A 23,721-nucleotide genomic window follows, 5' to 3' on the forward strand; every position below is an offset into this window, starting at 1 on the left:
CTCATGTCTTTGTTTTGGACACTTTTGATCACTTGCGCTCGAAAGTCTGCTGAATAGGTCATGTATTCTTCTGCCGTGTCGCTTATTTTAAAAGTATTGTATCTTATTTATAAAAGACTGACTATATCAAAATGAGCCTAAAAGGGAATTAGACAGAACAAACATAGTCAATTTTGACTATGAGAATAAGCCATCTGTTAGCTAAATACAGGAATAAATATGGCAATTATTAATTGTCCTGAATGCACACATAAAATTAGCGACCAAAGCGTGTCTTGTACTAATTGTGGATTCCCAACTTCTAAAATGAATTTTTTAATTAAATGTCCTGAATGCTCTGAGTCGATTAGTAATCAAAGTGCCTCTTGTAATAATTGCGGCTTTCCTATTGCTAAACCTGCACCGTTCAAAAATATTCAACCTTCATCTGAGGAACTTAAAGAGCTTAAACTTCTTAAGGAGCTCAAAGAAGTTGGGGAACCTGACGATTACGGATTTTTCAATCATACAAATATGTTTATCATTAGCTGCATTATCATTTACTTTCTAGCTAAAGAAGAGATTCACTATATTTTACAAAGTTTTTAGGTCTATTCTCAAATTGAAGAAAACACAGCATAAGTAACAATTGATATTAAAACTATAACTAAAAAATTGTAAGAAGCGGAAAATATATGGCCATTATTGATTGTCCTGAATGCACACACAAAATTAGCGACCAAAGCGTCTCTTGTACTAACTGTGGGCTCCCAACTTCTAAAATGAAGTTTTTAATTAAATGCCCTGAATGCTCTGAGTCTATTAGTAATCAAAGCGCTTCTTGTACTAATTGTGGCTTTCCTATTGCTAAACCTGTACCGTTTAAAACTGTCCCACCTCCTTTGCCGACTCAAAATTCTACTACTATCGTACGACTAAACAGTAGTAGAAAAAGTAAAGGTGTTGCAATATTGTTAGCTTTATTCTTAGGAGGTTTTGGGATACATAAATTTTATTTAAATCAGGTCTTTTGGGGTATCTTATATCTATTGTTCTGTTGGACATTTATACCAGCAGTAATTTCTCTTTTCGAAGTAATCATACTATTATTTATGAATGAGTCTGAGTTCAATAGACGTTTTGGTTAGCCAGCGTATGCTAGCTGGATGTACAACACCCAATATCCAGACGTCAGATAAAGTCCAAACCAACCACTTTTCGATATTTCTTCGCAAAAAAAAGGCAAGTCGTTTGACTTACCTTTTTTGTTAGTATTTACTGATTTGATAGCATTTACTGAATTATTTACGTTTAATGGTTCTAGTCGTTACTCCAGTCGTTGCCCCACTAGTTGCGTTAGCAGGTGCTTTAGCCGCCGCTTGATAAACTGGCGTAACCTCAGGTAACAGTGCCTGAATTTTAGCGATACGCTGCCCAGAGTTTGGATGCGTAGACATTAAAGTAGCTATGGTGTTGCTACGACCATTGGCAGCCTCCATTTTTTGCCATACTGCAACGGCAGCTTCTGGATTGTAGCCTGCCTGCGCCATCAAGCGTAGACCACCCGCATCGGCTTGTGACTCCTGACTACGAGAAAATGGCTTATCAAGTCCGTAGTCACTAATCAAACCCAACGCATCATCACTTAACCCTGTTCTTGACTGTAGTTCGGCACCACCTAACTGCAGCGCTAAGCCTGTCAGAATTTTTTGCCCAGCATCTTTTTTACTGTGCTCAGATAGCGCATGGGTCATTTCGTGTCCCATGATCGCAGCGATCTCTGCATCTGTTAACTGTAATTTTTCTACAATACCGGTATAAAAAGCCATCTTACCACCCGGCATTGCCCAAGCGTTTAATTCAGGTGAACGTATAACCGTGACCTGCCAATCAAAAGGAACGCCTGTTGTATTAGCGCGAACGGCGTAGGGCTTCATACGATTAAAGACGTTTTTAACTCGAATGGCGGTAGCAGAAGTATTATCTATCGCGCCTTGACTACTGGCTTTAGAGACTACTTGAGAGTAACTTTTAGCCGCATCGGTATTTAATGTAGCCGTATCGTATCCCGCCATATCGGCGACCGTAGTACACCCTGCTAAAGTAGTAATAGTAGTCAGCAATAGCGCATTTTTTATGTTATTAAAAGTGGTCATTAGACGTCCTGATTGAGAGATGCAATTGAGTTAAACAACTGAGCTAAAGGCAATGAATTGATAGACTTAACATTCCACGATCGAAATTCATGTCTTGCCACACATTAATTGAGAGCACATATGATTGATAAAGTAACTAAAATTCAATCAATATGTAATTATAATGTAAGTAATGTGTCTAAATTATCGAGAAAGAGATTATCACTATAGAAAACAAAAGTCTATTAATTTTGTAATCTATTATTTGTTTGATATCACAAGCCCTAGCGAACCTCCATTTGAATCCTACAACTTTATTCTTTTAATTAGAGTTACCGCTCGGAGAGCATCCTGCAATAGATCCCACTAAATAAACGCTTGTATCACATTGATCACCCGCGCATCTACCGTACGTTCTATTTTCTCTTTGCCAAAAAAGTTTATAATTTATCGTAGCATCAAACATAATGTCCGATAATGTCTGCGCGTCAGCACCCAGACCCTTTATAATAGCGTATCCATACCAACCTGCGTATCTCACCCATGACCTCTATCAGCTACGTAAAGCAGCAGCGCATTACTCGATTATGCGTGCGCTGCGGATTACTCCTTATGCAGTATGGCGCTGAGTCTGCCGTAGTCGTGGACTTATCTAAACGTTTAGGGCTTGCTTTGGGGATGAACAGCGTCGAATGTTCGTTGAACTTTAACGCCATCACCCTGACGACTATCTGTGACGAGCGCTGTATCACCACCACCAGAGACACGATTAATCAAAGCATCAATGTCAATTTATTGGTACAAATCCAGCAAATTATCAATAAAACTGAAGCCACCGTAGACAGTATCGATTTGATTGACCGCACGACCCTTGCCTTTGATGAGTTGGATAAGACCGTATACCCAACGTGGCTGGTGGGCATATTTGTTGGTGCGTCTTGCGCAGCGTTTGCGTATCTGAATGGTGGCAGTTGGTCGATTACCGCCGTGACATTTATTGCGGGTATGGTAGCGATGTTCACCCGTATTTATCTGTCCAAGCATCACTTTAATCCTTTTATCACCGTCATTGTGACCGCTTTTATTGCTTCTTTAATTGGAGCGACGACCTACTATTTTGATATTGGTAATAATGCCGATATTGCAGTTGCCTCTAGCGTGTTGCTACTGGTGCCCAGCTTTCCTTTGATCAATTCTTTCTCAGATATCTTAAAAGGCTATGTAAATATTGGCGTTGGGCGTGCGGTGTTTACCTATATGCTCACCCTATCCGCGTGCGTTGGTATCGTGATGGCGCTGGTTTTACTACGCATACAGCATTGGGGGTTTTGAGATGTGGTTCATTGAAACTGTGATGCTTTCATGTATTATTACCCTTGGTTGGACGCTCATGTTCAGCGTACCCAAACGCTATATTTTGCCTTGTTTGCTGATGACTGCTTTTGGCTTCGGATTAAAGACTGCTCTCGTTTATCAGCATGTACATCTCGTGGTTGCCAGCTTTTTTGGGGCGATGCTTGCTAGCTTTTTGGGTGTCTACTTTTCTAAAAAGTATACCCTACCGCCCAAAGCACTTATCTCGCCTAGTGTCATTTGTATGATGCCTGGTATCGCCGCTTATAAGGCGATGGTTAGTATGGTACAGATTGGTTATTTTGGCTTTTCAGACGAGTTATTTAGCCAAATGATGGTGTACTTGTTCGAAGCTTTATTTGTCACCTCAGGATTGGTGCTTGGCTTATCTATTCCGGGACTGTTATTTTATAGACGACGTGCCATTGTTTAAGTAAGTTTAGATGAGTCCAGTTGGGTTTAGATAGGATGATTAGATGTCAGGCTATTTTTGCCTAAATGCTTTTATATTCTGATGCTAGCTGGCATATCCTTATAAGCAAAACCTTGTAAGATTAATAATGATACCCATCACAATAGAGTTCAAAACAACAGAATTAAAAAATAATAGACGGCAAAATTGCACCAATACGCATCAATACTTCCTGAATAAAGAGACTTAACCATGACAAAACATTATGACTATATCGCCATTGGCGGCGGTAGCGGTGGCATTGCTTCCATCAACCGTGCGGCGAGCTATGGCAAAAAATGCGCCATTATCGAAGCCAACCAGTTGGGCGGCACTTGTGTGAATTTGGGCTGTGTACCTAAGAAAGTGATGTGGTACGGCGCGCAAATTGCCGAGGCTATTCATAAATATGCACCAGACTATGGCTTTGATGTGGATGTTAAAGGTTTTGACTTTCAAAAACTGGTGCAGAGCCGTCAACAATATATCGAAAATATTCATCGCTCTTATGACAATAACTTGGCCAAAAATGGCGTAGAAGTGATCAAAGGCTTTGCCAAATTTGTCGATACCAATACGGTAGAAGTAAATGGTGAGCTGATTACCGCTGACCATATTTTGATTGCCACCGGCGGTCACCCGATTCAGCCAGATATCAAGGGCGCAGAATACGGTATCGATTCTGACGGCTTTTTTGCGTTGAATCATTTGCCAAAACGCGTGGCAATTGTGGGAGCTGGATATATCGCTGTTGAAATCGCAGGCGTGTTGAACAGTTTGGGCGCTGAGGTGCATTTATATGTACGCCAGCACTCGCCGCTGCGCTCATTTGACCACAGTGTAGTAGAGGCGTTGCTAATAGAGATGGAGCAAGACGGTATTCAATTGCATACCAATACTACGCTCACGGAAGTCAATAAAAACGAAGATGGCAGTCTGACTTTGTGTACCGAAAATGGCAGCTTAGACACGACAGATTGTTTGATTTGGGCGATTGGTCGTGCGCCATCGACAGACAATATCAACCTGCAAGTGACGGGTGTAGAAACGAACGAAATTGGCAAAATCAAAGTCGATAAGTTCCAAAATACCAATGTTAAGAACATCTATGCGGTCGGCGATATTATCGAAAACAGTGTGGATTTAACACCCGTGGCGATTGCAGCAGGTCGTCGTCTTTCAGAGCGCTTGTTTAACAACAAGCCTAATGAGCATTTGGACTATACGTTGATACCGACGGTTATCTTTACCCATCCTGCTATTGGTACGATTGGCTTGTCTGAAATCGACGCGGTTGAGCGCTATGGCAAAGAAAATATCAAATGTTATAAATCGACCTTTACCTCGATGTATAGCGCGGTGACCCAGCATCGTCAGAAGTGTATGATGAAGATGGTATGCTTAGGCGATGAGGAAAAAGTTATTGGTCTACACGGTCTTGGCTTTGGTGTCGATGAGATGATTCAGGGCTTTGCCGTCGCGATCAAAATGGGCGCGACTAAAGCGGACTTTGACAATACAGTTGCCATTCATCCAACTGGCTCAGAAGAGTTTGTGACAATGCGCTAGTTTGATAGAAAGACTGGGCTAAATTAGTAGAAAGGCTACCCTTAATGAGGTAGCCTTTCTTTATAGATAATGACTTGCACTACTTGCTACAAGTCCCTTTTATGCCGAGTTTGAGGTCAGCGATTGCTTCCCTGCCTTCACTTTCAGGTACCAGTTTAACACCCGCACCACCGACAATTAAACCTGGCTTAATATATTGTTTTACAAAGTAGTTATTACCCGCTGTAGTCTCAATCATTAAATCGTTAGGAGAAAATTCAGATTCGGTAGAAACTTTGTGCGGCATATTTCCTAGTACTTCATGATAGAAAAAAGTGCCTCGTGCAGTTTCACCAATACATTCATCATCTACCCACACATCTTTCTTTAGAGCTCCACCCACCACACTATTGCTACGATAAATATATAGACCAGCATTGTTGGCACTAGGTGCTTTCACTTGCTTGAGTACGCTAGATACTTCGATATTTTCAGTGGGTACAGAAGCACAACCGGCAAATAGTATTGATGTAATCGTTAGAAAAGCGATTTTTTTTAGCATTTTATTTCTCTAAGAATAAAGTAAATGTGACTTGAAATTTCTGATAATTTTGTTATGAGTAACTTTAAAAAACATAGCTCTGCTTTAATTACCTAATACCCATTCATCGTTCACTTGATAAACCTTGAAATTGGTCTTGTTAGTGCGGCTCTCCCCCGCGATTGTCTGAGTGATATCAGCGGTGCACATATAAGTATTGTCGCCCTCGACAGTGTCACAGTTGATATTTTCGACGCGTTCAAGCTTTGGCATCATACCCTCCATCATGCCGCTCATCGCCTTTGCCATCTCATCATTGCCTGCGTTCGCCATCGCATCGTCCATCATACTATTGGCTTGCTCGTATTGTGCCTCGATTAACGCTTCAACTGTGCTTTCAGAAGGTGCATTAGAGCATGCGACAAATAGCGGTGTTAGTAATGCTATGACTGCCAATTTTTTCAGATTAGTCATCTCAATCTCAATGTATCTATAATGTTACTTCACTATACAGAATTACTTCTAAATACCCAACTTAATTTTAGAATACAAGTTTATATTTATGATGAATAGCTTTAATAATCTAATGAGATGAAGGAATTAACGTGCGGGGCATACTGACAGTACATTCACGATACTGCTATGATGTGGTATTCAAAACCGTTGCGAGATAACTGTGTGGCAGGTGTACTTTTTTATATTACCGATTGGTCTGGGAATTATGACCTTGGCAGCAAGTTTGTTATTTTTGTTTGCTTATCTGATGTCTGATGACAATGCCACGCGCTTGCCCGCTTTTAACTGGTTCAAGCGCTTAATCATCGTGGCATTTATATTACTAAGTGTTGGGCTATTTATGACCTTTGGTCATTTTTGGGGTTAATAAAATCAGCCTTTAAACATTCAATATTCTTTAATGAACCATTTTTTCTAACTCCAATAATTCTAAATCTTCACGCTTTGGCTCACCATTATTGCCGTCATTTGGAAATGGCATTTTATTACCATTTAGCTCATAACCTCGGCGCTGATAGTAAGCCAACAGCTCAGGACGATGACTCAAGATAGACATGGTCAAACGTGCAGTTTTTCTATCTGCTGCTTGCTCATCTGATTGTAGATGACGAGTAGCAAAGGTTTCTGCCGCTTGCAAAATCACATTGCCAACGCCATGCCCCTGCAGCTCTGGATCTACCGCAAACATACCGATGTAGGCTTTGTTATTTGAGTCAGCATCGGTTTTGATATCGACAGCGATACAACCGAGTATCTCACCCGTTTCCTCTCCATCACGGTCGCCCGTTGTCGTTTTTGGATAGACAAAGTAATAGTGATTAGGGTCATTAATCACGGCAGCGAGCTCGGCTGACGTGGTTCGAATACCACCAATTAAATCCGCCTCATTGGTCCAGCCTGATGTCTCGCGATAACAGCGATTTAATAATTGCTCAAGTGCACTAATATCATCGGCTTGCGCTTGTCGCAAAAACACGGACTCTCTCTCCAAGTTATTTTCATCTAGATGTTTTTTATTCATATTATAATTTTTCCTTTCCTTGTTTGTATTAAAAAAACTGACCCAAATCGATAGGTCAGCCTTAATAGTAATATGTATCCATCTTGAGTACTAGGGCGATAACGCCAGTGCTTGGTCGATAATATTAAATCCTGCCTGAAGCTGTGCACGCGTTGGCGCATGACCACGGCGGAGCAGTTCAGAAAAGGCAACCAATTCTTTATCACGCCCTAAAGTGCTAGCCGCACTAGCACGTGTGTCTTCCCCATCATCATCAAAGTAGTATTCGATATAATCTAACGTATCTGGTGAACCAAACAAGATATTATGATCGGGTGTCGCAGCATGACCACTATAGCGTAAGCTCTTGCCATATTGCATCGTCCAAAAGAACGGGATGCGCGCGGCGAGCGAGTCAACATTATCATCATTCAATATCGCAGCCGCAGTCACTAAGCCATGTTGCAAGGCCACGCGCCAATGTTCGATGCGCATGCGCCCCATTTGTCCAGAAGCTTTCGCAATATCACCCAATGCATAGACCCCATCACGCAGCTGTAAATGCTCATCCACTTGCACGCCATCTGGCGCATTTACTTCTTCGAACAGTTCTATACGTGGTGCTACGCCAGTCCCTAAAATCACGATGTCTGCATCAACTTGCTCACCATTTGCTAATTTAATACCGCCAACTTGCGAAAAGGCTTGGTTTTCTTCTTCACTCTCAGACAGATTAACAACCCTTTTGACCTCAGCGATTTCATTGACCGTGGCATCAAAGACAAACTGAATGCCATTTTCTTCATGCAGCTTGATCAGCGCATTACTGACGGTTTCTGAGACGATATTTCCCATTACCCGATGCTCTTGTCCGATGACCGTAATAGAAGCCGTCGTGCCTGCTTGTGCCAATGCGGAAGCGACCTCCATACCGATAAAACCAGTACCGATAATAACCACACGCTGGTCATGACTGGCCGCTTTTATCAATTTGGCATCATCCATACTACGCAGCGTATAAACGCCATCAAGCTCAGCCCCTTTAAAAGGCGGTATCTTTGGCTCAGCGCCTGTTGCAACCACTAAAAAATCAGCAGTTTGTCTGTCACTACAACCATTTTTATCTTTAATGATAATGGTACGTTCATTGGGCAATACTTCGCTGACGGTTTGATTTAAGCGCAACTTAATATCATGTTTGCTCGCCCAATCTGCACCGCCTAGTAGAAGCTTCTCTTCAGGCATATTGCCCGCTAAAAATGCTTTGGACAATAATGGACGGTTATAAGGGGCTTTATCATCAGCACTAATCAAGGTGATTTTGCCGCCATAGCCAGTGTTACGCAGCTGATGCGCTGTCATAAAACCTGCTGCGCCGCCGCCCACGATGAGAGTATGCGTCTCGATAAGCTTATCATTTGCAATCTTTTTGTCTATCTTCGCTGAGGTATTCACCGTTAAGCTGTCGCCGTTATCGGTCACTTCATATTGAGTCAAGCCTGCTGTCGCGACTGGCTCTAATAGCGTCCCATCACGGCTATCAAAAGTCGCATGATGCCAAGGACAGACCACGCGATTGCCACAACGTAATCCTGTGCCTAAATCTGCGCCTGCGTGCGGGCATTTGCCATCGAACGCCTGAAACTCATCGTCGTCGCGGGTGATTAAAATGATACTATCATCATCTTGCTTGTAAGATTTCATGCCGCCACTGGCAATATCGGCCTTATTAATAGTCACTGTGTCAATCGTTGTATTGGTCATAAGTCTTCCTTAACAGTTATAATGATTCCCTGAATCAAACGTGTTGAAAATAACCCTATCGCATCGGCCAGTTTCAACGAAAAATACTATTCCCGATACGTTTATTTAAATGTTTTTTTAAAACGCTATCCATTGATAGTAGCAAGACACTTTCGCACACGCTATTTTTTTATATGTTTCCTGCGTTGCAAAACGTAATCGTTAACTGTTAATCCCTATGCTTACCTATTCTTTTTAAATTTTATCCTCAACATAAAAGACGACTTTATGACTTCTCGTGATGACATGACCGATATTAATGCTAGCCCTCAATCCGCTCTTGAAAGTACTCAACCTGATAACGAGTTACCTGCTAATGGGTCGTTTAATAATGAGCAGTTTGATATGGCAAGTATCGATATTACCGCAGCGACGGATACTGCCCAGTTACCGCAGCCTCTTCAACCACCTGTGCAGCAAGCAACCTATAAAGCCCACGCAACAGACTTTATCGTTAATGAGCTATTGCCGCTCGAATTCACCGGTGAAGGTGAGCATTTATGGCTGCATATCCAAAAATCAGGGATGAATACCGCTTATCTTGCCAAACTGCTGTCAGAGTGGGCAGAGATTCCTCTGCGTGATGTTGGTTATTCAGGTCTTAAGGATCGCCATGCATTGACAACCCAGTGGTTCAGCTTGCGAATTCCAAAAAAACAGCTGCCAGCGGCTGAGTTTGCACCAGTCGATATCGGAGCCAATGAATCGGTCACTATCCTCGACCAGCAATGGCACAACAAAAAGCTCAATCGCGGCACGCATCGCGCCAATCAATTCATTATTACCTTGCGTGATATCCAATTTGCTGATTTTGATACAGCATTGCCAGCACCTGAGCAATTATTGTCGGCGAAGCAAGATGTCGAACAGCATTTAGCAAGCATCGCTATAAATGGCGTGCCAAATTATTTTGGCCCTCAGCGTTTTGGACGAAATGGCAATAATATTAGAGAAGCATTATCGCTGTTTGCGCGCCCACTACAGCAAAGTCGAGCACAACCCAAAAAGAGCAAACGCAAGCACGCGCCACGTGAGCAGAATACAATGGAGCTGTCTGCCGCACGTAGCTTAATTTTCAATGAGGTATTGGCAGTACGAGTGCGTGATGGCAGCTGGAGTACTGGGCTGGCAGGCGAAGTGTTTAACTTAGAGGGTTCAGGATCAATATTTACTAGCGAAGCCATAGACGACACGTTGCGTTCACGCCTTGAGACGGGTGACATCCATCCCACTGCTGCATTATGGGGCAAGGATAATGATAAAGTCAGCGGCATGGCGGCAAGTACTGAGAAAAATGTGATTCAGCAAAATCCGCTACTGGCGCGCTTAGCCAATGGCTTAGAGCAGCGCGATGTAAAAGCACAGCGACGCGCGCTGCGCCTACCTATTGAAGCGCTGTCTTGGGAATGGCAGGATAAAGATAATAAACAGACATTGGTGCTCAAATTTACGTTAACGACAGGTAGCTTTGCCACCAGTGTCTTGGCAAGCTTAGTAAAACAATTAATACACTAAAGCGCATGCGACCCTTCGACTATGGCAGTTAGCTATGTGCCATAGAGCGCCTCAATATTATTATTTTTTGCTGCCAACATCTCGTTGGCACTCACCACTTGATCACGGCCACGGCCTTTGGCTTCATACAAAGCCTTATCTGCCATACAAATTAAGCGCTGGCAAATATCATGAGGTAGCTGCACTGCGGGAATTTTACGATTCACGCGTTTGCTACTATACGAGGGGATTCTCTGCGATTTAGCAAGCGACTGCGAGGCATCCTTTTTATTCAGAGTTTCGCAGGCTTGTTTTATACAATTACGCTCGCCATGGGTCAGTGTATATAGCCCCAAGCTGGCAGTCACACTAAAGGCTGTATCGTCATCGAGAATGATGACGTGTTTAGCGATAACACGCCGTAATTGTTCAGCAATTATCATAGCTGTGTCGTGCTTTGTATCTGGCAATACAATCAAAAACTCCTCACCGCCATAGCGACTCACGATTGTTTCATCAGTTAAAGACTGCAAGAGCGTCTGTGCGACCTCTACCAATACTCGATCCCCGATCTCATGACCGTAACTGTCATTGACCTCTTTAAACCAATCCAAATCCAATAAAATAACGCTGATATCTTGATGGTCTTCTACTGACTTCAGCACCTGCTTCATTTGCATCATCCCGTAACGGCGACTTTTGAGTTGAGTTAGCTCATCTTGATTGGCATGCTGCAGAATTTCCTTTTTACTGTCATCTAATATTAGCAACAAAGTACGAAACATATAGATAATAAAAATAGCTTTTGGTAGCGCCATATAAATATGTGTAGAACGCCAAAAAAAAGCGGAAGATCGGCGCAATTGATCAACACTGTCCCAGTTTAGTGTGCCATTTTGAAAAATAGAGGCAGAGATGGCGTTTTCGATTGTCGTAATTTCACTATAATTGATATAACTATAATAGGTATCAAGAGGAATGACTGTGAGCGTCATTTGACGCAGATTGGGCAAAGTAACGCCAAGATAAGGAATAAATGTGACTGCCAGAATGACGGCTGCGTGCCCTAAAAATGCTCTCCATACATAGCGCCGACGTATAAGCATCATCCCCAATATCGCACCGCCGACTAAAGAGACGCCTGCGACCAAGCTACTATGTCCTAAAACTAAAATAACCATTGCAATATAAGCACTATAGACCGTAATTAATATGCCTTGCCACTTATACAAATTGCTATTGGCTTTTTTGACAGGTGAAAAACGACTGGTCATCCATAATAAAAACAAAGCTACCAGTGTCACGCCGAACCATAGTGGATAAAGCAGGGCTATATCAACATAGGTATCATAAACATCACGGCGCCACCAAACAAATAAGCACCATAGCCAGTGTAAAGATACCTCCATCACCATAAATAAAGCCAGTAATGACGTTTTATCAGCAGCTTGCCACTCAAAAATTGCTTGAGATAGCTTGGTGTAGCCTAGATGAGATATCGATACAGCCATAGTAGGGCTACCGCAAATATTGAAAGTTATTAAGTCGACATTAAAACCATTAAATAAAAATCAAAAGCCTGAATCAACAATAATAAATGATATGACTTTTTACCTTATATCATTCCCAAAACTTAAGTAGATAAGAATGCGAGTGTCGGTACTACATTTTGTCAACTAAATAGGAGTTAACCCCGACAATTTCATTTGTAAAAATGAATCCCACTCATCTAGTGTGGCAATTTCTGTCGCAGTTATCAATCTATTTAGTGCCTTCATGCGTCAATATATGACGTATGTTTTTTGGATAACCTGTCAATTGATGTTTGAGCTTAGTCAACATTTAAAACTGTACTCAGCAATGAATTTTTGGCTAAGAAAACATTGCAAAAGACTGCCAAACTCCCTGCTGATCAGGGTTCATTGTCGGTACATCACCCAAACGACGCCACGGCATATTGCTACCATGAAAGTCACTACCGATCGAGGCGACAAGATTGTGGGCAGCGATACTGCGATCAACCATTCTGCGAGTACTAACCGGTTCGCTATTCGACGGCAGCTCACAAGCATCGCCACCAAGACCAGCAAACTCTTCAATCAGTTTACGGACTCGTGTTGCTGAAAGCTGATAGCGCGTGGGATGCGCCAACACCGCCTTGCCACCACAAGCATGGATCAGCTCAATGCCGTCAGCCATGCTCAGTGCATCAATCGCCACATAAGCAGGCTTATTATCTGCCAAATACTTATCAAAGGCTTTTTGTACTGTCTTGACTTCACCGCGCTCAAACAATACTTGACCAATATGCGCACGCCCGACCGCTTGTGGATTGCCGCCAGCTTTATCAAGTACGGCTTGCCACAGCTCATCATAGTTAATATCCAATAGCGCGCTGAGCTTTTCAGTGATTCGCTGACCACGCGTGGCACGGCTATCCTGTAATTGCTGCAGCGTTGCATGCATTTTTTCGCGATCGGTAAAATCTAGCCCCAGCACATGGATGATTTTATTGGTTGATTTATTTTTGCCATAACCACCAATAAGTGTGTGCTCACAGCTTATCTCAACCCCATTAATCAGCTGCATATCGCAGGCAATGGCAGCCGCACGCGCCTCATCAATTCCTGCCAGCGTATCGTGATCAGTCAATGCCAATACATTGACGCCGGCCGCATGGGCGCGCTGCACTACTTCCGTTGGTGCATAAGTACCATCAGAGCAAGTGCTGTGACAATGTAAATCGAATTTCATAAGAGAAGCCTTAGCATTAAAAATTAAAAGTGTAGAAAATAAAAAATGAGCACATTGGCAATAAGCCGTTATATTTGGCAGTTGTCATGATTATGAGTCATAATCATCAGATATTGCTACGCAGGCCTGTGATATCGCATGATTATCGTGTTGATTGCTTTTTTTTGGCGCAGTAGACGTGTAAACTACCCCATACGTTTTTGTCGGACATCCCCTTTGCTATGAAAGCTTTATTAGACTTTATTCCTTTAATTGCCTTTTTTATTGCTGCTCGCTACAGTGGTATCCTAGCGGGGGCAGGTGCGTTGCTCATCGCCACTATCATTGTTTATGCCATTCATTTTATTCGCCAAAAAGGCACGTTTGATAAACAGCAATGGGTTGTCTTACTATTAACCATTTTGTTTTGTGGTGGTACTTTATTATTGCGTGATGATATCTATCTTCGTTGGAAGTCACCCATTATCAACGGTATCTTTGCACTAACACTTCTGGTGAGTGCTGCGATTAATAAGCCACTGATGCAACTGGCGATGAAAGATGTTTTTTTGCTAACGATGAGTGGTTGGAAAAAACTCACTCTCGCTTGGGCACTATTCTTCGCCTTTATGGGCATACTGCATTATATCACAGCGTTTACGATGTCAGATGAGGCATGGATTAACTTTAAAACTTATGGCTGGATTCCGATTATGTTGGTGTTCGTCATCGCCCAGTTTGCCGTATTAAAAAAGCACCTCAACCCTGCGCTCACGGATAAAACCGTCAAATAATACTCAATTTATCATTTTCTATCATTTTCTATCATTTTCTATCATTTTATAATAAAGCCAATACTATTTCTAAATGCCAATAGCGACAATCATTAATCGCAATTAGCTCGGGCGCATTAAGCAAAACACTTTAAATTAATCATAATTTTTATTAATCAAGGAAGTCTCATGTCCTTATTTGCCATTATTGGTCATGACGTGGCCAATAGCAGCGCACAACGTCAGATTACCCGTGCTGAACATGTCGAACGCTTGCAAGCTTTAGATCATGACAATCGACTGATTATCGCTGGTCCAACACCCATCGAGCATGGCAAAGGTGAGATGTCAGGCAGCTTAATTATTGCTGACTTTGACTCTGCAGAAGCAGCGCAAGCATGGGCAAACGATGAGCCTTACTTACGTGATGGCGTGTACAGTCACGTAGATATCAAACCCTTTATCCATACATTGCCAAAAGCGGATGACAGCGCATCAGTTAAAGTAGCAAAATCGTGATTCAGTGCCTATCTTTGTTAAAAAGTCGCTCTTATCAGCGTAGCATTGTTAGTATGATTTTTATGGCTACTGTTTCAGCACAGTCTGCGCCGACGGTGACAACTATCGATGTGGCTGATCCAACACTCACGACACCCGTGCCAGCTCAACCAATATCGACCGCTCAACCAACAAAAAACTCAGTGATGAATATCAGCGATACATTGGCGGCGCAATTACAACCATCTGATAAGGCGTTATCCGATGCCAATCAGCAGCTATTAAGCCGTAATGCACAGTTGCAGCGCGAGTTGAATGACTTGCAAACTCAAGTGAATGTTTTGGTCTACGAGAGCAAAGGTCAGCTTTTTTTATACGGTGCATTTACTGTCTTAATTAGCTTACTGGTCGGTATTTTCATTTCTTGGTTGGTGTTTGTCCGCCGTGAACGCTGGTAACTAGTACCACGCGCTTTTTATTGATTTATCTTATGTGACTGTCTATGTCTAAATCCATGTTCGAATCAAAAGATACTGATACACCGTCGACACCCTCCAAAAACACTCAGTCACTAAGCATTCACTCATCAAATATCACCCCTGCCAAGATTGATTGGCAGATGGATGATACGGGTAATAAAGTGCCGGTATCGGGTGAGTTTGGTGATGTTTACTTCTCAAATGCTGATGGTTTAGCGGAATCGCGTCATGTGTTTTTGGTGCACAATCAACTACCTGAACGACTGACCAATCTTGCACCAAAGCAATGCTTTACGATTGCTGAATTGGGCTTTGGTACTGGACTGAATTTTCTCGCTACATGGCAGCTATGGCGACAGCTGCGGGATATACACCCTCAATTAGCAACTGCAAAACTGCATTTTATTACCACTGAAAAGTTCCCGATACCCCTTACCGACCTTACCCAAATACTTGCCTTATGGGGACAGCGCGCGCCTGAATTGACAACACTGATTGAGCTATTATTAGCGGCCTATCCGCCTCTTATCGCGGGCTGTCATCGTTTGAGTTTCTTTGATGATAATTTGACCGTTGATATATGGTTGGGTGACGCAGCTGAGAGCTTAGCCAAACTATCAAGTAACTCTTCTAGCTCGCATGTACCTTATGTTGACGCTTGGTTTTTAGATGGTTTTGCGCCCTCTTGCAATAGTACCTTGTGGGCGGATAGTATTTTTGCACAAATGCAGCGTTTATCACGCCCCAATACAACTGCCGCCACCTATAGCTGTGCCGGTATCGTCAAACGTGCGCTGCAAGATTGTGGCTTTCAGATCAAAAAAGTGAAAGGCTTTGGTCGTAAGAACGAAATGCTAACGGCGATCATGTTGGATACCATAAACTTAACTGACAATAATAATGGCAACAATAGTAAAAACATAACCTCTTACAATAATGCTAGCACCGCTGCGCCCGACAACGATAGCCAATCTGCCAAACCCACTGACAACCTGCCCGCCCATAGCATTGTCATTGGCGCTGGCGTTTCAGGGCTATTAACGGCTTGGTCATTGGCCAATCGTGGTATTCAAGTCACCTTGCTAGATAAATCAGCACCTTTGGCGGGCGCATCAGGCAACCCTCGTGCTCTGCTCGCTCCCAAGATGACGCCCATTCATCATGTCGATGAACATTTGCATACCATAGGCTATCTCTATAGCAGCAGGCTATATCGATGCTTAAATGTAGACGCTGAAAAATCAGCATTAGTGCCAATACTTGAACCAACGGGCGCTCTTGATCTGCTTATGAAAGCCAATATTGGCACAGAGCAAATCGCTGATTATCCCGATGAGATGGCCACCACACTATCCCATGAGCAGGCGCAAACTGTCAGCGGGTTAAAAACACAGGATTTATCAGAGAATTTATATTTACCACAGTCTGGCTTGGTCAATCCACAAGCATTAAAAGATACTATCCTAATGCATCCGCTCATCCACTTTCAGCAAGTAGACGTTAAGAGTATTAGCGAAACAAAAGAAAGTGTTTGTATCGCAGGCAATAATCAGGATAAGCAGACGATATCCATTAGCGCTGATAATGTGGTCATTTGTGCAGCTTTTGAGAGTCATCAACTGGACAAGCGTATTTTTGATTGTCGTAAAATTCGTGGTCAGCTTTCTTGGTTTACGCCCACAACCGAGCAGCTCACCATATTGCCCAAAATACCGCTTAAATACAGCGGTTACTGTGCGTTATTTACCGTGCAAACAGGCGATGCACAATTGAACGATGTTGTAGAACAGCAATCTCAGTTTTTATTAGGCGCAAGCTTTATACGTAATGATACCGACATAGATATCCGCACAGAAGAGCATCAGATTAGCCGCGACAAACTAGTGACTGCCATTCCTGAGATGGACTCGATTATTCCAACAGATATTAGTTTGTGGCAAGGACGGGCGGGGATTCGCACGCAAACGCCTGATTATCACCCCATCGTTGGAGCGTTAGCAGACAGCAAACGAACTTGGGTGATGAGTGCCATGGGTGCTAAAGGGTATGCCATCGCACCAATATGTGCTGAAGCATTAACAGATATGATGTTAGGAGCATTTGCCCCCTTATCAACAGCGATGCTTGCGCGCCTGTCGCCAAATCGTACGCGTTTACAAACACCGCTTACTTGAAATGTTTAGTCAAAGGTTTAATCACTGCCTTCCATTCTAGATTTAACCGCACCAAAAAGTGATTTTCCAGTGTCAGAGTCGCGGGACTCTTGATGACCAATTTTAGTACTACTTTGAGTGTCAGTCGTAATCATTGGTGCAGTTAAAGTGCGAATCTGTGCTTCGTCACGGGTGTTTTTTTGAATGGTCACTGCAGCAAATAAACTCATGGTAAATGCCATCATATAAAAGCCCTTTTCACTTAAGCTTAAACTTCCCGCATTCATCAAACCAATAGCGATTAGCACAATGGATAATCCAAGAGCCGCCCAGCTGATTAGATAATACATATTGGTTGTTGGAATACCTTCACTACGATCACGAAGGGTTTTTTGCAAACTAATTGCTGAATAAAGACCTAGCGCCAGCACCGCTATATAATAGCCTTTTTCATTTAATAACATACTCTGTGCATTCCATAAGCCAAGTAAATACGCTAGGACACCCACCAACATCACCGCCCAAGAAGTCCCGACATAAGCAGTAGTTGGTTTATAAGCGGCTAGCTGACTCTTAGTAATCGTGTCATTATTCATCATCTTCCTTAATTAGAAATAGGCAAGCACTTAGTCGTAAAAGATATAGTGATAAGATACATAATAGCGAGATAAACAGTAGCCAGATACAACTTTTATCGACCGCTATTTTGCCTTAACATAACACAAGCATGTTATATTGTAATCTAAAAACTTTTTTTTAATAAATAGCATTTTTTATGACAGAGTCCCGACATGTCTTTTTTTACCTTACTCATTTTGCTTAGCCTAATTGTTATTGTGCCCATATTTTTTGTGATGAAAGAAAAGTCTAAGCACACACAGATTGCTTCTATACAGCGGCATCAAGAATACTTGGCTTCTGCGAATCTTGTCGCTACCCAGTCTAAAGCAGATATGGCGGTAAACAACGAGGTAAATCATGAGCGAGCTAACGGGCTCAGCATGATTAATTTTTCAGCTCGACATCCTTTTATCAAGCTACTTTATGACGAGCAAGTACCTAAGGCGTTTCGATCTGTGATGGATGATATTGGACAACAATATGAGTCTACCCATCATGAAGAAATCACTGAATCACAGCTATTTACTCTCAATAAACTCATCACCACACGTGTTCCAGAATTGATTGGCGACTACCTTAGCCTCGATAAACATTATGCCAAAACAGTCATTATTGATACCGACAAACAAAATACCAGCTATGACATGGTATTAGATCAATTAAACTCGATTTTAGACTTTTCTCAAAAGCTCAATATCCAAAGCCAAAGTGGCGTTGTAGACAAGCTACTTGCCAGCCGTCGATACTTAGATGACGTGTATAAAGAAAGCGGTATGGCAGCCGACAATCTAAAACTGAAATAATAATGCCTGTAAATAGTAAGCAAGAAATTGATAGTAATAGCAAATGACGGTCATATTTGACTGTGAGGGATAAATAAGTCTACGTCGTTCACTATATTTAAACAAAAACTCTGCCAATGGATAGCCGTATTATCATGAAAATCGATGCTCTTACAATTGCAAAATCAAAGCCCTATTTTCAGGCAATTTCTGCTATTTTTTTAAGTCTCTCACTATTGAGTGCTTGCCAAAAAACACCAGAGCCTGAGACAGATAACGAAACAATCTCTGAAGCGGCGGTACAAACCACACCCGTGACTAGCAATATTAATGTTGATACGACCGCTGATAATGGTGATGATATCGCAAATTCTGAAGTAAGCTCAGAACAAGATGTAAGCTTAACTGAGCTAGAAAATGACCTTAGTGCAACAGACTCGGTAGCAAACAATACTGCCATAACACCAAATCCAGAACAAGCCTTTAAAGGTGCGCAAATTACTGATGTCCGTTATAAAAATGCGGCTGGTGAATCACTCTCGGTCGTTTTTGAAACCTCAGCAGCAGGCGTACTCAACGCTATCATTAGCCTACCTAATAAACCAAAAATGACACTAAGTGCACCTGAAGGTCAAGGCAATAACCCAACTTATCGATCAACCGATGGCAGTATCCAACTGGTCAGTCATGCTGGTGGTGGTACTATCGACCTTGTCCAAAATAACAAAATTACTAGCTTTGATGCAGTCAGTGCCGAAGCAGAGCTCATCACTGAGTAATTGATTAAAAAATACAGCTTAGCACCTTTAAACATTACGAACAGAAATCTCTTGAGCATTAAAAAGGCGACAAATATTTATGATATTTGCCGCCTTTTTAATGCTATTAACTTTTCTCTATCCAAATCCAGTTACGTTGCCAAACAGACTGACCAGCCAACTGATTACTGCCCACAGTCCCCAACCAACCACTACAATAACGATCAATCCCAACAGATCGGGAATGTGCAAATACAGCCATGCAATGATAGGATTGTGCCAAAAAGCGCCAAAACGGCTACGCTGTTTGTCTTCTAGCGATTGATGCAAAAACGGCCGATCCATGTGCATCGTTTCAGTAATACCATATTCATCGTGCAGATGCTCATGCACGATGCCTAAAGTCTTACGACTGGGGCGAATAAAAATATCGAGCAACGTGCCAATACCCGGTACGATACCAACGACCATATCAATGAGTGCCAGTCTGACCGCAGGCGTCATTTTATGCGCTGGCACTCCCAACTGACGCCCTAATACAAAAGCATAGCTGGTTAAAGCCAGTCCCGCTAAATCTCCTGCCAGCGGAATCGTCGAAAGCGCCGCATCTGCACCCATGCCTTGTTTGGTAAAAGGCACACGTACCAGCGAATCCATCGTATTAGCAAACTTAGCCAATTTACGCTCGGTGGCGATCACTTGTTCGCGTGTTAATCCGTGCTCAGCTAACTTTGCTTGATAATCGATGACAGGTGCATTGGCATCAGAAGATTTTTTCGCTTTTGACTTTGAGAGCTTTTTGAAATTATCCATTAAAAGTCGTCCATAGACAAGCGATTGCAATGAGAGCAAAGACGTAACGCCCTACCCATATATTGGCTAAAAACGCCTGAAAACAGGCTCTTGCATTACGAGTAGCACAAGCGCTATTTTGCTTAGCAAACATCATCGCCACTAACGCCAAGCCAAATACTGGCGTCAGGCCTAAGCTTGTCGGTGCAAAGTAATGCCAAATGACCGCGCCCATAATAAGCAAAAACAATGTTTGTAGCAGCGAGATAATAATCACATCATAACGACCAAATAATATGGCCGTTGATTTGACCCCAATTTTTAAATCATCTTCACGGTCAGCCATAGCATATTGGGTATCATAAGCCACGGTCCAACACATATAAGCGACAAATAATAGCCAACACCAAATATCAGGCGCACCTTGTATCGCCACATACGCCATCGGTATCGCCCAACCAAACGCCGCTGCTAAAAATACTTGCGGCAAATGGGTAAAACGCTTCATAAATGGATAAATGAATGCCAATAACACTGCGCCAAGCGACCAGTAAAATACGGCTATCGGCAAAAAGAACAGCAAACTGGCGCTGAGTAATACCAATACTAAAAAAGCAGCGATTGCTTCTTTAGCAGACAGACGCCCATCAGCTAATGGACGTCCTTTGGTGCGGGTCACATGACCATCGACCTTACGATCGGCAAAATCATTGATCGCGCAACCTGCCGCCCGCATAAAAATTGCGCCCAGCGCAAAAATCACCAACATCTTAAGACTTGGTAGACCTGCACTTGAACCTTGCTGTTGCGCTTGACCCATCGCCGCCAGCATTACGCCCCATAGCGTTGGCCATAATAATAGCTCAATACCTACTGGTTTATCAAAGCGCGTCAGCTGCAGGTAAGCTTGTAGTTTGTCGTTAAATGTCATGGCTTTTTATTATCATTAATAGAAGGTTTTTTTGTGCATGTTTGCCTACTTTTTCGGCAGCTCTTATATGAAGTGCTATTACATTGAATTATTAATACATTGGCGAGCTACTGAATTTGCTGCCACAGTTTATTTGCTTCGATGAGCGACAGCTCAGGATATTGTTTACGTAAAGCTTTAATGGCAGGGATTTTGTCTTTTTGTGCGGCTTGCTGCCGCAAGAATCTCAAGTAATCTTCAGGGCGACTCAATTCTTTTAAACGAGCTTCTAGCCTTAATATTCGGGTGCGCAAAATAATGTTTATTAATAATAATCCTGCACCCATGATCCAAATAATTAGCGTCGACATTCCCTGCTCCTAAATCCAATCACTCTAAATTTTACAAATATGAAGTTGCTAACTGCGCGCTCTAAGCTCAATAACTGAGTCAAATAACTTAGTTCAACAGCTAGGCGCATTTATTATGATGAGAAACGGCTATTAAACAAAATAACCATCAAAGCGTACGGCTTCGTTATGCCAGCTCTCACTTGGTTGTTGATGCGCAAGTAACGGCGCAAATTGCGGACGCTTAACGACCACGCGCCCCTGTATGTTTGTGTTCTGTACCTTTTGACGGATGACTGCTTGCGCACTTTGTAGCAACTGTTCTTCTTGTTCTAGCGTTGGTGGGCTAGCCAATTGGTGTAAGGCTTGCATGTGCTTGCCCACTTTAGCGCCTTTACCCGTTTTGCTATCTTGATAACTGTCTTCCGGAAACATAGGATCCAGATACACCACATCGACTGCTTTCATATCGATTTCTTTAGTGTCATCTATCGCATCCGCTGCTAGAGTTGCAAAATAGCCAAGCGCATCGGTATTGATAATATGCAGACGGTGCATCAGCTTTTGCCAATTTGCTAGCCCACTCATACGCTGCTGCTCTACTAACAATAACAATGCCATCAAGGGCTGCTGCTCGAGCATAATGACCTGTGCGCCCGTACTGGCTAATATCAAACTGTCATGACCAAAGCCTGCTGTAGCATCGATAACCTGACTGTCAGATGTGATTTTGACTGCTTGTAATAATAACTCAGACTTACGCCCCGCGCTCACCACACGGCGTTGCAGCTTATCCCATTCTGGTGCAACGCTTAACCCATCGCTCAGCCATGATAGCTTATTTTTTTCATCCAACAACAATATAGGTTGGGTAGCTGTCTGGCTTAACTGCTGGCGACGTTTTTGACTAAGCTTATCGGTAAACAGCTCAAGGTGTAAAATAATGGGCAGTTTATGTATAGCAATCAGTGTTTGCAGGCTTTCAACCTGCGTGTACTGTGACTCATTCACGTAGAAAAGTTGGCAGTGCATAATGTTACTACTCTCTTTGAACCCTTGGCGTGAAGCAGTCATCTCTACTTTCCTATTCGCGGCTTATAGACCCAATCCTACAATCGGCTCTAGCCTGCCATTTGATAACCAAAACCCCAAGCCGCTATTAATACAATGATGCCAGTAATAATGCGTAACCACGCAAAGATTTTAAAATCACGACGACTGACCCATTCTACTAGCAAACGGATACAGAGTAAGGCGACGATAAATGACACCACCGTACCTATACCTAATACCAGCCAATCCTCGCTATTGGTCAATACGTCATGATGCTTCAGCAAATCTAATAATGCCGCGCCCACGATGACTGGAATACCCAAAAAGAAAGAAAATTCAGCGGAAGCTTTGCGTGAGACGCCGAGCCATAGCGCGCCGATAATTGTCGCGCCTGAGCGTGATGTTCCCGGTATCAATGCCAGACATTGCAGCAGACCAATCATCAACGCGGTTTTTAGATTGACGTCTTCTGCTTCTTGCGCAATAATCGTTTTAGGGCGATTTTCTACATAGAATATCAATAAGCCACCGATAATCAGCATAATTGCCACGACGATAGGATTAAATAAATATGATTTAATCTCATCGGCGAAGGTAAAACCAACGATCATCACCGGAATAGTCGCCACAATCAAGCTAAGTCCAAGCTGTCTTGGATTACTCATGCCTTCAGCTTTGCCTGTCAGCAGACCCATAAGCGCTTGCCATAGTCTGTCCCAGTAATCATAAATGACCGCTAAGATAGCGCCAAGCTGCACCACTACCACAAATAAATCGACTTTTTCTTTGGTCCAAAAGCCCAGCAAATCCGCTGATAAAATCAAGTAGCCAGTGCTAGAGATGGGTAAAAATTCAGTGATACCTTCAACGATACCCATGATAATAGCTTGAATTAATAAAATGATATCCACGATGGCTTTCCTAAATATGGATCTATTGGCTAATAGTGTTTTAGAGTATTTTTATATTTTATATAGCGCTGATAATGGCTGGCATTAA

Annotated in this window: 26 protein-coding genes; 13 read left to right on the forward strand and 13 right to left on the reverse strand. The window is 42.6% G+C overall.

Going from position 1 to position 23,721, the window contains the following annotated elements; genetic code table 11:
* Positions 1-219: 219 nt before the first annotated feature.
* Both JMW94_RS01900 and JMW94_RS15085 read left to right on the forward strand, forming a co-directional pair.
* Positions 220-588 (forward strand): double zinc ribbon domain-containing protein, encoded by a 369-nt coding sequence (locus JMW94_RS01900; protein WP_201600365.1) that lies wholly within the window; start codon positions 220-222, stop codon positions 586-588.
* Between the two features lie 86 nt (positions 589-674).
* Complete coding sequence (locus tag JMW94_RS15085; RefSeq protein ID WP_227685377.1) at positions 675-1,127, forward strand: NINE protein; 453 nt, start codon at positions 675-677, stop codon at positions 1,125-1,127.
* Positions 1,128-1,280: 153 nt separating this feature from the next.
* Here JMW94_RS15085 and JMW94_RS01910 read toward each other — a convergent pair whose 3' ends face one another.
* Positions 1,281-2,135, reverse strand: coding sequence for a M48 family metallopeptidase (locus JMW94_RS01910; RefSeq protein WP_201600367.1), 855 nt, complete (start codon positions 2,133-2,135; stop codon positions 1,281-1,283).
* Positions 2,136-2,657: 522 nt separating this feature from the next.
* Here JMW94_RS01910 and JMW94_RS01915 point away from each other — a divergent pair.
* The 3 genes from JMW94_RS01915 (at position 2,658) to gorA (ending at position 5,487) form a co-directional block, all read left to right on the forward strand.
* Positions 2,658-3,446 carry a threonine/serine ThrE exporter family protein gene (locus tag JMW94_RS01915; protein ID WP_201600370.1) on the forward strand — a complete coding sequence of 263 codons (789 nt, stop codon included), beginning with the start codon at positions 2,658-2,660 and terminating at the stop codon, positions 3,444-3,446.
* 1 nt (position 3,447) lies between these two features.
* Positions 3,448-3,900 (forward strand): threonine/serine exporter family protein, encoded by a 453-nt coding sequence (locus JMW94_RS01920; RefSeq protein ID WP_201600374.1) that lies wholly within the window; start codon positions 3,448-3,450, stop codon positions 3,898-3,900.
* A gap of 231 nt (positions 3,901-4,131) precedes the next feature.
* Complete coding sequence (gene gorA, locus JMW94_RS01925; RefSeq protein ID WP_201600377.1) at positions 4,132-5,487, forward strand: glutathione-disulfide reductase; 1,356 nt, start codon at positions 4,132-4,134, stop codon at positions 5,485-5,487.
* Between the two features lie 79 nt (positions 5,488-5,566).
* Here the strand turns inward: gorA and JMW94_RS01930 are convergent, their stop codons facing one another.
* Both JMW94_RS01930 and JMW94_RS01935 read right to left on the reverse strand, forming a co-directional pair.
* The gene (locus JMW94_RS01930) at positions 5,567-6,028 is read right to left on the reverse strand and encodes a DUF2846 domain-containing protein (protein WP_201600380.1); all 462 of its coding nucleotides are present in this window, start codon (positions 6,026-6,028) and stop codon (positions 5,567-5,569) included.
* Positions 6,029-6,112: 84 nt separating this feature from the next.
* The gene (locus tag JMW94_RS01935) at positions 6,113-6,481 is read right to left on the reverse strand and encodes a hypothetical protein (RefSeq protein ID WP_045454206.1); all 369 of its coding nucleotides are present in this window, start codon (positions 6,479-6,481) and stop codon (positions 6,113-6,115) included.
* 247 nt (positions 6,482-6,728) lie between these two features.
* On the opposite strand from JMW94_RS01935, the gene JMW94_RS01940 reads away from it, so the two are divergent.
* On the forward strand, positions 6,729-6,890 hold the full coding sequence (locus JMW94_RS01940) for a hypothetical protein (RefSeq protein ID WP_227676031.1): 162 nt from the start codon (positions 6,729-6,731) through the stop codon (positions 6,888-6,890).
* A 30-nt stretch (positions 6,891-6,920) separates the two neighbouring features.
* Here JMW94_RS01940 and JMW94_RS01945 read toward each other — a convergent pair whose 3' ends face one another.
* Positions 6,921-7,544, reverse strand: coding sequence for a GNAT family N-acetyltransferase (locus tag JMW94_RS01945; protein WP_201600383.1), 624 nt, complete (start codon positions 7,542-7,544; stop codon positions 6,921-6,923).
* Between the two features lie 90 nt (positions 7,545-7,634).
* Positions 7,635-9,287, reverse strand: a complete 1,653-nt coding sequence (locus JMW94_RS01950) for an FAD-dependent oxidoreductase (protein ID WP_201600397.1) — start codon at positions 9,285-9,287, stop codon at positions 7,635-7,637.
* Positions 9,288-9,671: 384 nt separating this feature from the next.
* On the opposite strand from JMW94_RS01950, the gene truD reads away from it, so the two are divergent.
* On the forward strand, positions 9,672-10,841 hold the full coding sequence (truD, locus tag JMW94_RS01955) for a tRNA pseudouridine(13) synthase TruD (protein ID WP_227685390.1): 1,170 nt from the start codon (positions 9,672-9,674) through the stop codon (positions 10,839-10,841).
* Positions 10,842-10,873: 32 nt separating this feature from the next.
* On the opposite strand, the gene JMW94_RS01960 is transcribed toward truD, so the two are convergent.
* Both JMW94_RS01960 and JMW94_RS01965 read right to left on the reverse strand, forming a co-directional pair.
* Positions 10,874-12,331 (reverse strand): sensor domain-containing diguanylate cyclase, encoded by a 1,458-nt coding sequence (locus JMW94_RS01960; protein WP_201600403.1) that lies wholly within the window; start codon positions 12,329-12,331, stop codon positions 10,874-10,876.
* 361 nt (positions 12,332-12,692) lie between these two features.
* The gene (locus JMW94_RS01965) at positions 12,693-13,574 is read right to left on the reverse strand and encodes a PHP domain-containing protein (RefSeq protein WP_201581953.1); all 882 of its coding nucleotides are present in this window, start codon (positions 13,572-13,574) and stop codon (positions 12,693-12,695) included.
* Between the two features lie 221 nt (positions 13,575-13,795).
* Here JMW94_RS01965 and ispZ point away from each other — a divergent pair, with 221 nt between their 5' ends.
* The 4 genes from ispZ (at position 13,796) to mnmD (ending at position 17,477) form a co-directional block, all read left to right on the forward strand.
* On the forward strand, positions 13,796-14,347 hold the full coding sequence (gene ispZ, locus JMW94_RS01970; RefSeq protein ID WP_045444273.1) for a septation protein IspZ: 552 nt from the start codon (positions 13,796-13,798) through the stop codon (positions 14,345-14,347).
* Positions 14,348-14,515: 168 nt separating this feature from the next.
* Positions 14,516-14,845, forward strand: a complete 330-nt coding sequence (locus JMW94_RS01975) for a YciI family protein (RefSeq protein WP_045444270.1) — start codon at positions 14,516-14,518, stop codon at positions 14,843-14,845.
* Between the two features lie 62 nt (positions 14,846-14,907).
* Positions 14,908-15,282: a hypothetical protein gene (locus tag JMW94_RS01980; RefSeq protein WP_227685378.1), complete on the forward strand. Its 375-nt coding sequence runs from the start codon at positions 14,908-14,910 to the stop codon at positions 15,280-15,282.
* A gap of 56 nt (positions 15,283-15,338) precedes the next feature.
* Complete coding sequence (mnmD, locus tag JMW94_RS01985; protein ID WP_227685379.1) at positions 15,339-17,477, forward strand: tRNA (5-methylaminomethyl-2-thiouridine)(34)-methyltransferase MnmD; 2,139 nt, start codon at positions 15,339-15,341, stop codon at positions 17,475-17,477.
* A gap of 17 nt (positions 17,478-17,494) precedes the next feature.
* Here mnmD and yiaA read toward each other — a convergent pair whose 3' ends face one another.
* Positions 17,495-18,052, reverse strand: a complete 558-nt coding sequence (yiaA, locus tag JMW94_RS01990) for an inner membrane protein YiaA (protein WP_201600412.1) — start codon at positions 18,050-18,052, stop codon at positions 17,495-17,497.
* 195 nt (positions 18,053-18,247) lie between these two features.
* On the opposite strand from yiaA, the gene JMW94_RS01995 reads away from it, so the two are divergent.
* Positions 18,248-18,880 (forward strand): hypothetical protein, encoded by a 633-nt coding sequence (locus JMW94_RS01995; RefSeq protein WP_201600415.1) that lies wholly within the window; start codon positions 18,248-18,250, stop codon positions 18,878-18,880.
* Positions 18,881-19,014: 134 nt separating this feature from the next.
* A complete protein-coding gene (locus JMW94_RS02000; RefSeq protein WP_227685381.1) occupies positions 19,015-19,638 on the forward strand; it encodes a hypothetical protein in 624 nt (207 codons plus the stop codon).
* Between the two features lie 117 nt (positions 19,639-19,755).
* Here the strand turns inward: JMW94_RS02000 and JMW94_RS02005 are convergent, their stop codons facing one another.
* From JMW94_RS02005 to JMW94_RS02025, 5 genes are all read right to left on the reverse strand, one after another.
* On the reverse strand, positions 19,756-20,430 hold the full coding sequence (locus JMW94_RS02005) for a DUF4112 domain-containing protein (RefSeq protein WP_227685382.1): 675 nt from the start codon (positions 20,428-20,430) through the stop codon (positions 19,756-19,758).
* The gene (gene ubiA / locus JMW94_RS02010; RefSeq protein ID WP_201600421.1) at positions 20,423-21,340 is read right to left on the reverse strand and encodes a 4-hydroxybenzoate octaprenyltransferase; all 918 of its coding nucleotides are present in this window, start codon (positions 21,338-21,340) and stop codon (positions 20,423-20,425) included. Before ubiA ends, JMW94_RS02005 begins: the two co-directional genes overlap by 8 nt.
* 107 nt (positions 21,341-21,447) lie before the next feature.
* Positions 21,448-21,690 (reverse strand): hypothetical protein, encoded by a 243-nt coding sequence (locus JMW94_RS02015; protein ID WP_201600423.1) that lies wholly within the window; start codon positions 21,688-21,690, stop codon positions 21,448-21,450.
* Between the two features lie 132 nt (positions 21,691-21,822).
* A complete protein-coding gene (locus tag JMW94_RS02020) occupies positions 21,823-22,743 on the reverse strand; it encodes a class I SAM-dependent methyltransferase (RefSeq protein ID WP_227685383.1) in 921 nt (306 codons plus the stop codon).
* Positions 22,744-22,790: 47 nt separating this feature from the next.
* The gene (locus JMW94_RS02025) at positions 22,791-23,633 is read right to left on the reverse strand and encodes an undecaprenyl-diphosphate phosphatase (RefSeq protein WP_201600427.1); all 843 of its coding nucleotides are present in this window, start codon (positions 23,631-23,633) and stop codon (positions 22,791-22,793) included.
* Positions 23,634-23,721: the final 88 nt, after the last annotated feature.

The sequence above is a fragment of the Psychrobacter immobilis genome, from assembly GCF_904846185.1.
Lineage (GTDB): Bacteria > Pseudomonadota > Gammaproteobacteria > Pseudomonadales > Moraxellaceae > Psychrobacter > Psychrobacter immobilis_B.